Origin of the sequence: Bacillus sp. RK1064 (genome assembly GCF_051488405.1) — a bacterium.
In the GTDB taxonomy this organism is placed as follows: domain Bacteria; phylum Bacillota; class Bacilli; order Bacillales; family Bacillaceae; genus Bacillus.
In genome coordinates, this window is the sequence record NZ_JBPSCZ010000001.1 from 1,650,374 (window position 1) to 1,664,021 (window position 13,648).

Consider the following 13,648-nt stretch of genomic DNA (forward strand, 5'->3'; position numbering starts at 1 on the left):
GGGATCATCTCCTTTCTCTCTAAGAATGTTTCACGAAATAATGGCGTAAACCATAGTTAGCAATAACCTGCTGCTGAATTTGCGAAGTTCCTTCAATAATTTCAAGCACCTTCGCTTCACGATATAGTCTTGAAGCTGAGTTTTCCCGGCTAAATCCACTTCCGCCATGGATTTGGACATTTGTATTTGTAATGTCAACGGCGATTTTAGAGGTGAAATATTTTGCAATGGATGTTTCTGTGATCGCATCAGGATGATTCGCTTCTCTCATTTCTCCAGCCTTTAGGCATAAGGCTCTCGCTGCATGGAGCTGGGTAACCGCATCTCCGATCATGCCTTTGATCATTTGATGCTTGTACAATTTTTCATTAAACTGTGTTCTTTTACGTGAATACGTGACAAGAGAATCAACGGCTTCTTGTGCGATGGCAAGCCCTGCCCAAGCGACACTGTATCTTCCATGGTCTAATGCGAGTGACACCACGTGGTTAAATCCGCCCCCAACAGGTCCTAAGACACAGTCTTCATGCACCTGGACATGATCTAGAGTGATTTCCGCTAGATATGATGCTCGATTGGCCATCATTCCTGTAATTCTCTCAATCTCTACACCCGGCTGATCTCGATCGACAAGGAATGCCGTGACTTGTTCACCGTCTCTTGCAATCACAATAAAGAAATCTGCAATCGCTCCAAAGGAAATCCACTTTTTCTTCCCATTTAATACATAGGATTGTCCTTCTTTTTGATAGCTTGTTTCAACATGATTGGCATCTGAACCAATATTCGGCTCTGACAAAGCAAAGGCACCGATTTTTTCTCCTTTAGCTAATTCAACAAGCCAGCCTTGTTTTTGGTCTTCTGTTCCATAACGAAGAATGGCTTCTCCTACGAGTGAATTCACTGTCAATAATGTCCGTACATTACAGCAAGCTTTTCCCACTTGTTCCGTGAACTGTCCATATGCTATTGGATCAAGCCCCAGCCCTTGATAGGAAGACGGTATACCTGCTGCCAAGTAGCCTCTTTTCGCCATATCTCGAATGAGCGACTCTGGTAAATGTTCCGTCTCATCGAATTCATTGGCAAAAGGACGGATATGTTCATCGCAATACTGTCGTATTTCTTCAATGGCATCGATCGTTTGTTCAGCTGTTTTCATGAAGAGCGGCCCCCTGTTGTTTTCTCTCAATTAAGGCGACAATGCGATTGACCGTACTAAAATGAGCAATGTCGAGGTCTTCGTTATCTAATTGGAAGTGAAAATCATGTTCGATATAGTTCACTAGTTTCATCGCAAATAGAGAATTGACAAAGCCTTGTTCAAAAATATGATCATCATTTCCAAGCTCAATTTCCTCATCAAATACCACTAGGTTTTGCTCGATATAGGCTCTTACTTGTTCGTGTAGGTTCATGATTTAATCTCCTCGCTTTTCGCTTTTTTATTGTTTGGCTGGATCTTTTTGATTTAATTCAATATTGACATCTACGTATTCTGGGAAAGGCTGAATCATGCTTAAATCATTTTCAAACAAGATATAGCCATCCTCCCCCTTCTCGATTTCTTTGAAATTCGCAAACTTGTATGTGATATACATCATGCGGTTTCGGTCGGTTTGTTTAAAGTCAGCCACAAGGCGCTTTCCTCGCTTTTTCGCTTCTTGCAAAATCGTTGTGAGTAAAATGGTCCCGACACCACGAGACATGACGCGGCAAGACATAAGCAGCAGTTTGACATGCCAGGTGTCGCCTGTTTCTTCTATTAATGAGAGTCCAATTTTTCCATAGGAACCGAATTTATCTTCAAGTTCACAGACAAGCAGCAAGTGAGAATCTGATTGACGGAAGAAATCAAGTTCTTCATAATCATAGGTTTTCCCGCTCGCATTTAATTGATTGGTACGGACGGTCAGTTCTTCAGCTCGCTGGAGGTCTTGTTCTCCTGCTTCTGAAATCACGAATTTCATATGTAAAGACGCCAAGAATTTCTCAGGCGGCCCTTCATATTTCTCTTCTTCCTGCTGCCTTTGGTCCGCTTCTAAATACATTCTTCTGCGTCGTCTGGCATCTTCTGTGATAAAGACTGGACGCAGCCGATCATCAGTGAGTAATGACATATAATCCACTGCATCCCAGCACGTAATCTCTGGATGAACAGCCTTCACTTCCTCTCGTTCAAATGGCTGATCATCAATAAAGAGAATGGTATCTTTATGAATATTTAGGCGCTCGCTGATTCTCTCTAAAGAACTAGATTTGGCATTCCAATGAATCTCTGGATAGAGAAAGAAATGCTCGATCCCAAAGGCGGAGAGCTTTTCCCTCACGGCTGCTTCATCATTCCGGCTTGCAATAGAAAGAAGGATACCGCGCTCATCTAATTCTGTTAGCACTTCCTTCATCGAAGGCTTTAACATCACTTCATCTGATTCAAGTAAAATTCCATCCCATAATGTATGATCTAAATCCCAGACAACACACTTGATTTGCTTAGCCATTTGTTTTTCTCCTCTCACATGTCATATTGGAAAAAGCCTTTACCTGATTTTTTGCCGTACTCGCCTGCGTCGACCATTTTGACAAGTAGAGGACATGGACGGAACTTCGGATCTTTGTAGCTCTCGTATAAAACAAGCAATGAATTCAAAATCGTATCAAGCCCAATTAAGTCCCCTGTCGCAAGTGGTCCCATTTTATGGCCGAAACCCCCGCGGAAAATTTTATCGACATCTGCTGGTGTGGCGACTTGATCTTGCACCGCCCAAATCGCTTCGTTGATTGTCAGCATAAGCACACGGTTGGAAACAAATCCCGGAAAATCATGCACCACAACAGGTGTTTTATCAAACGATTTCAAGAAACCTTTTGCGGTTTCAACTGTGTCATCAGAAGTTGCTTTTCCTCTAATCACTTCAACCAACGCTTTAAGAGGAACAGGGTTCATAAAGTGCGCCCCAATGACCTTCTCAGGGTGATGCATAAGGGACCCTACCTTTGTAATCGAAATACAGCTCGTGTTTACAAAATAGATGGTTTCTTTCGCACAAATATCTCGCAGCTCTTCATAAATGGGTCTTTTAATCTCCCAATCTTCCGTCACATTTTCAATGACGATATGCGCGTCATGTAAGCCTTCAAGTGAAGTTGACAGCTGGATTTGAGACAATACATCTTCTAAAGACAATGAGATTTTCTTCTTTCTCACAAATTGAACCAGTTGATAGGTCTTCTTGATTTTTTCCAGCGCTTCATTTAGTTTTTCTTCTGTGACATCAACTAATGTGACTTGATAGCCATTTGCTGAAAGGTCTAATGCCATATCAGCCCCCATCACACCTGCTCCAATCACACCTACGTGCTTCGTGTTCATTTCTCCAACACTCCAATTCGCTTTAAAATGACATTGATTTTTTCTACGACTTCATTTGTTAATGAATGAATAAAAAAGTGATCTCCATCGAATTCAAAAAACGCACAATCTTCGCTTGTATATTGATCCCAATCGTCTAAATCGAACAGCACAGAAGGCAAATCACGTGTACCATAAAAAATAGAAATTGGACAAGCAGCTGGAACGACTTCATCACACAGATAGGTCTCCAAAAGCTGAAAGTCTGCTCTTAAAATCGGCAGAAAGAAATCAAGCACTGCATGGTTATCGGCAAGTTCCTCAGGAACGCCTCCCATCGCAATGATCGCCTCTTTTAGTTTGGAATCTGACAGTTGATGATAGACTTTCTTTTCTGGAATATGTGGTGGAAAGCGCCCAGAATAAAAGACATGGACAGGCTCTTTGTTTAACCTTGTTTTCATTCTTTTTTGTAATTCATACGCAAGGACGGCTCCCATGCTATGACCGAAAATGGCATAGGGCTCTCCTTCTCCTTCTTTTAAAGAGGAGGACGCCTGTACATAAAGATCATCTGCGACCTGCTGTAAATCGGTTAGAACAGGCTCTGTCATTCTTGTCCCGTGCCCAGGGAGTTCAAGGGCATGAATTTCTATCGACTGGTCTATATAAGATTTCCACGTACTGAATACGGTACTTGCCCCACCTGCGTACGGTAAGCAAAATAACTTCACGACACGCCACACTTCCTTTTGCATTTGATTGCCAACGCTTCCAGCCAGTGTTTTTCATCATGAATGATTTGTTCTAAAGAAGCTTTGATATTGGCTTGGTACCTACTAGACATCTCACCTGAGAAAAGGAGTTTTGCTGCCTGATGCCTCGCTTTCTCCCATTCTGATACAATACGTTCCATCCATCCCACCAGCTCAGGTAGATCGCCTTTGATGAGATTCAGCCGATACAGCTCCACTTTCTTCGTATTGATGATCTGATTGAAAGACGCCACGAGCTTCTCGATATCATCCCATTGCGGAAATTGCTCATAAAATGTTTCAAGAGCTGTAATTCCTTTTTCGATTACGTCTATCTGACCATGCATATTTCTCAGGAAATAAGTCGTTTTTTGATCAAATAATTCAGTCGAGAGCTTGTCCGGTTCAAAGTAGAAGGACGCATAAGAATGAAATTGATCATTCGGCTGAAAATGATCATGAAAGGTGTCATACCCTTTCTGTACATCTTTAAATGACAGCACTTGATGCTCATAAGACAAATTATCTAAATGCCGATTCTCTAATACTTGAAATGTTTGCTGATTTTCATCGAAACCCGTAATTAAAATTGAATGACGGCTATGGGTTGTCAAATACTCTTTTCTGCCTCTCTGAACGTAAGGGTCTACCCAAACAATCACAGGGCGGTCCCGCATCACATCTTGTTTGACCTTTTCAATGAGATTGACACAATACGTCATTTTTTCAACTTGAATGCCTTGTAAATTCATAATCTTTTCTGGTTCGTGTGCCGACATCCAGTCAATCTGCAGCAAGCCGTCATCTGTAAGCCCATAGGCAAATTGATCATTTAATAAGTATGGAGCGACTTCTTGATCATGCAGCTTCACAATTGGAAAAAAGCAATTGAAGAAACAGCTTCGATAAAACAAATCATTATAAGGATGAATGCCCGAAATCTGTTTGACGGTCATCTTTTTTTCCTCTCTTTCCAGCAGTAGATGTCACCATAAATCCTTTGATGAAACCAATCGTACAAAACCAAATGAAAAACAAATAATAAGAAATCGCTAATTCAATGAGAGAGGAAGGTCCCCATATAAAAGTCATTTTCCAAGGCAGCCCATTAAAGGCTAGCTGCGAAAGAATCATTGGCAGGAGCAATATCCCAATTAGCAGCAGCACCCAGCCGATGCTTTTCAGCCAGACGCCAAGTGACATGTCTCTGCGAACTAAAGCGCCGTTTCTTACACGCTTCCTCCACTTGATAAAACGAACGATAGACACCATTTGCAGCAAAATAAAAAGACATGTCGCTGCTAAACTCAATTGATCAATGAGCTGAAATGGATCTATTGATGACTCTGCTTCTTCATTTGTACCCGCGATCGTATTGGCAATAAGACGTGCCGTTTGCTCGGTGTAGCTGCTATTCATATTTGCTAACACTCCGATAGCAATATCTTCTTTTGGCTGGATCAGAAAAAATGATGAATAGTTTGGGTTAGAGCCTGCATGAAAAAGCGAGTCCACCTGCCCATGCGCCTTTTCTATATACCAGCCGGCATTGTAATAGACATGCTTCCCTTCATCTGGGACATTCACAGTTAAGTGATCCGGATTTTTTACAAAACGAGACCAAGTTGAATCGGTCAATTGATATTGCAGCCAAGTCCCCACATCCTGACTATTCATCACAATATAGCCTGCAGGGGTGTTGCCTCGATATTCTGGTGCTTCATAAGCATGCGGAGCAAGGAAATGCAGTTTAAATCCTTCTGAGACAACACCGGACTTCATGCGTTTTAGCCCAGCCTCCGTTTGGTCAAGGTGATGCCTTTTAAATAGTTCTTTCATATAAGCCTCATATGACGTTCCTGTTACATTTTCAATGATGAGACCAAGGACATCATAGTTGATGGTGGCATATTCAAAGGAGCTGCCTGGCTTGCGATTAAGCTCGATTGATTTCAGCTGATGAACTGTTTTTTTCAGCGCATCCTTTGCAGTATCAGGCTGGATAAGCGCAATGGATTGAAAGGGAATGCCGCTTGTGTGATGCATTAATTGCTCCACCGTCAAACGCTGAGGCTTTCCATGGTATGTTGGAAAAAAACCTGGAATATAGCTGCTCACCGGATCTTTTATATGAAGTTTTCCTTGCTTCTCTAACTCCACAATAGCAAGAGCGGTAAACGCCTTTGATGTAGAACCAATTTCAAAGAAAGTGCTGGCTGTCACTTGCTTCTTTTTCTTTCGATCCGCATAACCAAAGCCTTTTTGGTACACCACTTCGTCCTTTTTCACAACCACAGCGGACATGCCTGGAATGCGCCCAAGCTTCATCTGTTCCTCTATCACTTGATCAATGTCTTTAGGTGAAATCACTGCTTTTGCATGTGTCCCCCCAGCAAAGCTGCTTATCCATAAGACCGCTAATAAACATGACATGTAGATAACATGCTGATTTTTCCTCATGTAAATAATGAATCCATTTCTTCAAGAGACATATCCACTGTTTCAAAATCAGACGGTGTAAATTCGATTCCTTCTTTCTCTAAGCAATGCTGTACCAAACGCTCAATTTGCCGCTCTACCTCTTGTAATAGCCGCGTCATGTCTGTTTCACACAGCTGTTTTGCGCTAAAAGAAAGATGGAATATCAGCTGGCCGCCCTTGATGGTAGCGACCATATCGATGACGGTTGTTAACGGATTCTCCAATGACGAATCAATCCCCGATGTAAAGTAAGTCATCTCATAATCAGATGATTGTTTAAGCACCTGATCAATTTCACCTAGATAGTTAAAGCGTAATTGCGGCGCTGAATGATCAGGAAGCTGCCTATTGATGAGTGAGAGCAGCCCATAGTCTGCACCTTTATTTGGCACTTCACGTATCGTTTCTTTGACAGCCCGTATGTGATCTGAGAGAGATTCAGACACATGAACATTCACAGGGTACATGGTGGTGAACCAGCCGAACGTTCTAGATACATCAATATCTTCCTCCACAGCATCCCTGCCATGACCTTCTAATTCCAAAGAAATCCGCTTTTGATTCGTTTGCTGATAACAGGCTTGCGTCAAGGCTGAAATTAACAGTTCGTGAGGCTGCGTTTGATACGCTTGATTCGCTTGATTGATCAATTGATCCGTGAGCTCCACTGATAATGCCTTGGTTAATTTGACTTCGTCTCTGACATATCCCTCATTTGAAGAAACTTGATACAGAGGCTGAATATGCTGCACCGCTTTTTGCCAATAGCTGAACGACTCTTTTACATCCTCTGATACTGCATACTGGTTCATCCGCTCTGTAAATGTTTGATAGGAATGGGTTTTAGAAGGAAGCATTTCTGCTGTAACCTTCTCTGCATGCAATAATTGAATCAAGTCCTCCACAAGAATTTGCCATGACATACCATCAGCTAAAAGATGATGGGCGGCAAAAATGAGATGTGATTGAGAATCAGTTTGACAAAGCGCTGCCTGAATCAATGGTCCTTGATAAAGATGAGTCCTTTGCTTGACCTGACACCCTACATCTTTTAGCGCTTCTTCCACATTCTCTTCTGACAATGCCGTGAAATCGTGTATCATCAGCGGAATATCATGAATGTCTTCATCATAATAGAGTGTGTTAGTTGCCTCATGTACTTTTAACCTTAATCCGTCGTGATGAATGACCAGCTCTTTTAAAGCATCCTGCACGATTCTTTCATCCATCTTTTTCTTTGAATGAACAATGATGGATTGATGCCAAAAATGTTCATCTTTTAACCGCTGGGACCAGAACCATTCGATAATTGGGATCGATTTCACATCGCCCGCAGCCTGCTCTTGTGAAATATGTAAGACTGGTTCCTGCTGAACGACTTGTGCCATTTCTCGAAAAATGGGATACGTAAAAAGATCTTTGGTTTTTAAATAGAGTCCTTTGTCTTTTAACTTCGCAATAAATTGAATCGCCTTAATGGAATCACCGCCAAGCTGATAAAAATGATCAGCCGGTTCGATCGTTTCATGCCCTAAGATGTCTTTTGCTGTATCTACTATGATCTCTTCAATGTCCGCTGTTTCCTTGGACCATTCAACGGCTGTTTCCACTTGAGACAGCAATGGATCAGGCAGTGCTGTCCGATTGATTTTTCCGTTTTGAGTAAGCGGGAGTTCATCTAGTACAACAAAATAGGCAGGTACCATATAAGCTGGAAGCTGATCTGATAATTTCTTTCTAAGTAAAAAGGACGTCAGCTCTTTTTCTTTCAATTCAATATATGCAGCCAGCTGTTTTTCTCCAGATGCATCGGTTAGATCAATAACAGCTGCTTTATCAACTTCTTCAAGTGCCATAAGTGCAAGTTCAATTTCACCCAGCTCAATCCGGTAGCCTCGCAGCTTGATTTGATGATCAATCCTGCCAATGTAATCAATCTTTCCATCATTTGCTCGTTTGGCTATATCACCTGTTCTATACATGCGGCGACCGCTTACAAATGGATTGGGCAGAAAGCGCGATTCATGCAAATCAGGTCTTTGCCAATATCCTCTTCCAACACCCGCGCCTGAAATATATATTTCTCCTACTGTCCCTGGCAGCACGGCTTGCTGATTCTCATCTAAAAGGTAAATCTCTGTATTTGGCATTGGCACACCAATTGACACCGATGTCCCTCCATCCTCTTGATGGAATTGATGAATCATACAGCCGACGGTTGCTTCAGTTGGTCCATATTCATTAAAGATGGATATCCTTCCATCACTTGCCTCTGTGATTCTTTTGGCCAAAGCGGTCGATAATTGTTCTCCTCCCACAATCATCCGTTTCACAACTGATTGAGACAGTGCAGCATCTGTTAATAGTGCCATATGAGCTGGTGTCAGCTTGATGACCTTTGCTTTTTGATCAAACAAAATATGTTCTAATAAAAAGCCTGGCTGATCCTCTTGACGATAGATCACCACTGTACTGCCAATGACCAATGGCGTATAAATGGATGTCACGGTTAAATCAAACGCAATAGATGAATACAAGGCAAAATGATCATCTGATGAATCAGTATAGTGTGTTTTGGCAGACATGATATAGTTCACTAAGCTTCGGTGCTCAATCATGACTCCCTTTGGCTGGCCTGTAGAGCCAGACGTATAAATCATATATGCGACGTCTTCAGCATCCCCAATGAATGGATGTACCGCATCATACTGATCCAACTGATCCCACACGTTGTAGATATTGTACGTATCGCCATTAAAATGGTATGCAGATGCGTCATCTGTGAAAAACAGCTTTGCCTGGCTGTCATCCAAAATAAACTGAATGCGTTCCTGCGGATACTCAGGATCAATCGGCACATATGCACCTCCAGCCTTTAAAATCCCCAGCAGCAGCACGATAAGTTCTGGTGAATGATTCATACATACTGCAACAAAGTCATGCCTCTGTAAGCCATGTGTTTGTAGGAAATGAGCCATTTGATTGGTTTTTCTCTCAAGTTCACCGTATGTCATGATACAAGATCCGTCCTGAATCGCGATTCGATCAGGAGAAGTCTTTGACATGTCTGTGATCAATTCATGGATTTTTTGTTTCTGTGGAAATAGCACGCCTGTGTCGTTCCATTGATATAGCTCTCGATGTTCCTCGTCTTCTGTCATAAGAAGTACGTCTTTTAACAGCTGCTTTGGCTGAGCGAGTATGGTTTCGACAAAGAGAAGCATTCTTTCGTGTAGAAAGTCGATGTCTTCATTGCTGTAATCTGAGATCTTGTAGTCATATTGAAGCTCGATTTGCCCTTTTTCATCCCATTCTTTCACAGCAACTTGTAAGCCATATGGCTGGAAGCCATTGTAAAGCTCTATGTAATCAACTTTGTATCCTTCCATCTCCTGCACCATATTTGTGCTGTAGGAGTTGATATAGATTTGAAAAAGCTGATTATATCCTGCTTTGGCAAGCTCTAAATCTTTGACAAGTGCATCATAGGGATAACGCTGATGCAGGAAGTAAGCCTTATAGCTTTTTTGAACGTCTGTCAGACTTTCTAACAAAGAGAGATGAGGATCAATCTTCATTCGATATGGCATTGTACTGACGGTCATACCGGACGTGGCTTTTTCCTTTTGTCCGGAACGATTGAGAACTGGCGTCCCAATAATAAAATCTTTTTGCTGGTATCTTTTATGCAAATAAACGAAGAGTCCTAAAGTAAATAAAGAGTTGATTGAACAATGATGGGTATCTATAAATTCATAGATTCGTTCTGAGAGTTGTCGATCAAGATAATGGCTGTGCCGATGGCCTTTGATTTGGTCAGTTCCCTGTACCAAATAACTATCAGACACATCAGATAATGCTTCTTTCCAAAATTGCTGATCTTTTTTAAATCTTGGGGAGTTCATATATTTTGATTCTTTAACAGTAAATACAGAATGATTATCTGCTTCTTGTTCAATAGAGGAGCTTTGGGTAAGAGCAGTGTAAAGCTGGCTAATTTTATCGATGATTACTTTCATCGACCATCCATCTGCTACTGTATGATGGCATTTGATGAAATAACCGGATTGTTGTTCACCGACTTTTAATACAGCAAATTCGGCGAGAGGGGTTTCTGTTAATTGAAATGGTGTTTTGAAGGCTTTTTCGGCCCATTCTAGCATGTCTTCATGTGTGGAAAACTCATAGGCAGGAATTGGATTATCGGCGTTTGGATCAACGTATTGAAGCGTCTCACCATCTTTCTCTACTAGCTTGAGACGAAGAGATTCTGTCATCATGATACAAGATGCAATGGCCTGCTTCAGTTTATCAAGCTGCAACGGCCCATTGACGAAAATGATACCACCAATATGATTGATCGGTGTTTCTGGATAAAATGTTTCCATGTTCATCACGCGCCGCTGCGGATGTGTTAATGGCCAATATACTAAACTACTAGTCAATTACGCCACCTCTACTTTTCATATAGTTAACATTTCTACGAACATATTAAATCATATAACGGTATTTTTGTAAATAATTGAGATAAAATGTCTAAATTTGTTCATTTTTTAATCTAGACGCTAGGAAAGCCGACATAGTAAACAGAGCAACGTTTATAAAAAAGACGACTCTTGCCCCAAAGAGATCGGTCATGGTGCTCATAACGAGGATGGACATTCCGTATATAAAAGTTGATAGTGTATGTTGAGCTGACAGTATTTTGGGCAATTCAATTTCACTCAGTGTATCTTGTACATAGGTACGAATGGAAATGCTGCGAAGCTGAAAAGCTGGCCCTAATAAAAAGACAAACAACAAACTCATCCATGCTGAATGATTCAATCCTAAGCAAAGGGTTAGCACAGCTACGATCACCGAACTGTAAAAAATGTGATCAAACAAACGCTGTTCCACATGCTTTGCGAACCGCAGCACGAGCAGGCCGCCTAGAATGGTTCCGCCAAAATAGCTTGCGTTAATAAAGCCCCACCATGTTTCAGGCTGGTGTAAGACTTCTGTGACATACACAAGGATAATGGCTCCAGTCCAGATACTTCTACCGCTCATGGATAGCATTTCTAAAACCGTTAATGTTCGAATAGTCGGCTTTTCATACATGAGCTTCCACCCTGAAAAGACCCTTGTAGCAAATGATTCAGACTGTTGCTCATGTTTAGCTGCAGCCCCAGTATCAATCATAAAGAGCATAGATATGAGCGACAAACTGTATAAAACAAGTGTCGTCAATAGGAGAAACTGCGGTCCAAGAATACCAATAAACAGCCCTCCTAAAAGCCAGCCTAGTAAAAGAACAATTTGATCAGAAGTTAAGATATAACTATTGGCTTTTAGTAAAAAGTTCTTTTCTACTAAACGCGGGATCATCGAATTTCGAACAGGAATGGTTCCTCCATCTATCAAAGACAGGAAAAATACAATGATAAAAAAGAAAGGAATAGTAAAAGTTGATAGTTGTAGAATATAAATGAAAATCAAGCAACCGAAGAAAGCAATTTGACACATTTGCAAATAGATAATGAGTCTTTTCAGCTTAAATTGATACATAAAGAAAGGAATGAGTACCGCTCCAAGGGCTTGTCCAACAAACTGCGAAACAGCCACCATTGAAGCAATCAGTGTAGAATTTGTTAATTGATATGTCAGGATGGTCAGAACGAGGACATATAGCGAATCCCCAAAATTAGCTAGGGATTGTCCCCCTAATAAAAAGTAAAATGATTTGTTTTTCATATTGATCTCCATTTTCTCTTCATTATCACCCATAATAATACATTATTTTCTACACTTCTACTTTTTATAACAATATTTTCATAACTTGATACATTTTACCTAATTTAAAAAACCGCCAAAAGGCGGTTTTTATTTAGTCATATATATGAACAGTTGGTTCTTTGTCTTCAGCATTTTTCGTGATCAGGGCTTCTTGTTGATCAGAAGATGTGATGTTAATTTCGATATTGGTACTCTTATAGTAATCCATGACTTCACCTGTTAAATATTGCGTGAAGGCTACAACTTCCGTTTTTCCGTAGAACTGCATTGGAATTTCGACTTTCATTTTTTGCAGGTTGCCATTTTTGTAAAAGCCTTTTCCTACGACTCCGGTGTAATTCGGGAAGTAGTCTTCGACTTTTGTTTTGAAGCGGTCAAATCGCTCGGAATCATCTTTGTAGTTGCCTTTCGCATTATCTGAAGGGAAGAAGACATTCTCCTCTTTGATCGTATCCCAATTGCCGATATCAGCTGAGCCTGCTTTCACATCCGTTTTGGCGATAAAGTTTCCTGGTACGATAGATGATTTTGGTGCTTGCTTATAAAGTGCAATCATGACAGGCACTTTTTGCAGCCCATCCATTTGACGAATTCGTTTGATCACTTGTTCAGCAATTTTTTCGCCTTCCGACAATAGTTTCTTTGAATTTTTCGATGAATCGATCGTCACTTCTTGCTGCGGATCACCGATATTTTCACGGTAATAATAAACAGAGTTCAGTGCAAGACCAATGACAACTCCGCCAAGCTGTAAGCTGTTTTTATCTTTTCGAATTAAGTAATTATGTTCTAGCATCGAAGCTAAGTAAATTGGACTATTTTCATTTTTAGACTTTGTTGAACCTGAGCTTGGAAGAGCTGGGTTTAAGCCGAGATTCTTAAAGTCTTTATCTTCTTTTTCTGCCTTTTTCAGATCACTGCCTGTTTTTTTGCGCGCCAGCCAGTTGAGAACGGTGTCCTCATCTAAATGCTGTCCTTCTTGGAAAAGATAGTCGTTTGTATTAAATGACTCTGTTGCAAGGCGCATAAGTCCTGTTTCAAATTCATCGATGTCCAGGCGTGTGTTGAGACGCTCTGCTGTTAATCCTCGCGCAGCCCCTTGTTTAAACGGCAGCACCATTTTGTAATAGGAGTCAGAGATATTGTACATCGGGATGATGGCTGTTTCCTTCGTTTCATCCGTTTTTTGTGTGACCTCTTCTTCTTCCTTTCCCCCAAAAGGTGCACACGCTGACAATACCAGTGTGAGCATTGTCAGCAGCAATAACAACTTTTTCAATAG

At 41.1% G+C, this 13,648-nt stretch carries 10 protein-coding genes; all 10 read right to left on the reverse strand.

What is annotated here, in order from left to right:
- Positions 1 to 19: 19 nt before the first annotated feature.
- The 10 genes from ACSSTM_RS08595 to ACSSTM_RS08640 all read right to left on the reverse strand — a co-directional run bounded on the left by ACSSTM_RS08595 (position 20) and on the right by ACSSTM_RS08640 (position 13,645).
- Positions 20 to 1,162 (reverse strand): acyl-CoA dehydrogenase family protein, encoded by a 1,143-nt coding sequence (locus tag ACSSTM_RS08595; RefSeq protein WP_034664692.1) that lies wholly within the window; start codon positions 1,160 to 1,162, stop codon positions 20 to 22.
- Positions 1,149 to 1,418 carry an acyl carrier protein gene (locus ACSSTM_RS08600; RefSeq protein ID WP_034664694.1) on the reverse strand — a complete coding sequence of 90 codons (270 nt, stop codon included), beginning with the start codon at positions 1,416 to 1,418 and terminating at the stop codon, positions 1,149 to 1,151. The genes ACSSTM_RS08595 and ACSSTM_RS08600 overlap by 14 nt, the downstream gene beginning before the upstream one ends.
- 27 nt (positions 1,419 to 1,445) lie before the next feature.
- Positions 1,446 to 2,501, reverse strand: coding sequence for an HAD-IIIC family phosphatase (locus tag ACSSTM_RS08605; protein WP_034664698.1), 1,056 nt, complete (start codon positions 2,499 to 2,501; stop codon positions 1,446 to 1,448).
- 14 nt (positions 2,502 to 2,515) lie between these two features.
- Positions 2,516 to 3,373: a 3-hydroxyacyl-CoA dehydrogenase family protein gene (locus ACSSTM_RS08610; protein ID WP_034664701.1), complete on the reverse strand. Its 858-nt coding sequence runs from the start codon at positions 3,371 to 3,373 to the stop codon at positions 2,516 to 2,518.
- Positions 3,370 to 4,086, reverse strand: a complete 717-nt coding sequence (locus ACSSTM_RS08615; RefSeq protein ID WP_437404137.1) for a thioesterase II family protein — start codon at positions 4,084 to 4,086, stop codon at positions 3,370 to 3,372. The genes ACSSTM_RS08610 and ACSSTM_RS08615 overlap by 4 nt, the downstream gene beginning before the upstream one ends.
- Complete coding sequence (locus tag ACSSTM_RS08620; RefSeq protein ID WP_437404138.1) at positions 4,083 to 5,063, reverse strand: C39 family peptidase; 981 nt, start codon at positions 5,061 to 5,063, stop codon at positions 4,083 to 4,085. The genes ACSSTM_RS08615 and ACSSTM_RS08620 overlap by 4 nt, the downstream gene beginning before the upstream one ends.
- A complete protein-coding gene (locus ACSSTM_RS08625) occupies positions 5,026 to 6,540 on the reverse strand; it encodes a serine hydrolase domain-containing protein (RefSeq protein ID WP_223249933.1) in 1,515 nt (504 codons plus the stop codon). Before ACSSTM_RS08625 ends, ACSSTM_RS08620 begins: the two co-directional genes overlap by 38 nt.
- 23 nt (positions 6,541 to 6,563) lie before the next feature.
- Positions 6,564 to 11,033 (reverse strand): non-ribosomal peptide synthetase, encoded by a 4,470-nt coding sequence (locus ACSSTM_RS08630; protein ID WP_106038389.1) that lies wholly within the window; start codon positions 11,031 to 11,033, stop codon positions 6,564 to 6,566.
- 91 nt (positions 11,034 to 11,124) lie between these two features.
- A complete protein-coding gene (locus ACSSTM_RS08635) occupies positions 11,125 to 12,324 on the reverse strand; it encodes an MFS transporter (protein WP_034664928.1) in 1,200 nt (399 codons plus the stop codon).
- Between the two features lie 133 nt (positions 12,325 to 12,457).
- Positions 12,458 to 13,645 (reverse strand): CamS family sex pheromone protein, encoded by a 1,188-nt coding sequence (locus ACSSTM_RS08640; RefSeq protein WP_034664713.1) that lies wholly within the window; start codon positions 13,643 to 13,645, stop codon positions 12,458 to 12,460.
- Positions 13,646 to 13,648 lie beyond the last annotated feature (3 nt).

Coding starts and splice junctions, on each gene's coding strand:
- ACSSTM_RS08595 (WP_034664692.1), bottom strand. CDS start 1,162: ATGAAAACAGCTGAACAAACGATCGATGCCATTGAAGAAATACGACAG.
- ACSSTM_RS08600 (WP_034664694.1), bottom strand. CDS start 1,418: ATGAACCTACACGAACAAGTAAGAGCCTATATCGAGCAAAACCTAGTG.
- ACSSTM_RS08605 (WP_034664698.1), bottom strand. CDS start 2,501: ATGGCTAAGCAAATCAAGTGTGTTGTCTGGGATTTAGATCATACATTA.
- ACSSTM_RS08610 (WP_034664701.1), bottom strand. CDS start 3,373: ATGAACACGAAGCACGTAGGTGTGATTGGAGCAGGTGTGATGGGGGCT.
- ACSSTM_RS08620 (WP_437404138.1), bottom strand. CDS start 5,063: ATGACCGTCAAACAGATTTCGGGCATTCATCCTTATAATGATTTGTTT.
- ACSSTM_RS08625 (WP_223249933.1), bottom strand. CDS start 6,540: ATGTCATGTTTATTAGCGGTCTTATGGATAAGCAGCTTTGCTGGGGGG.
- ACSSTM_RS08635 (WP_034664928.1), bottom strand. CDS start 12,324: ATGAAAAACAAATCATTTTACTTTTTATTAGGGGGACAATCCCTAGCT.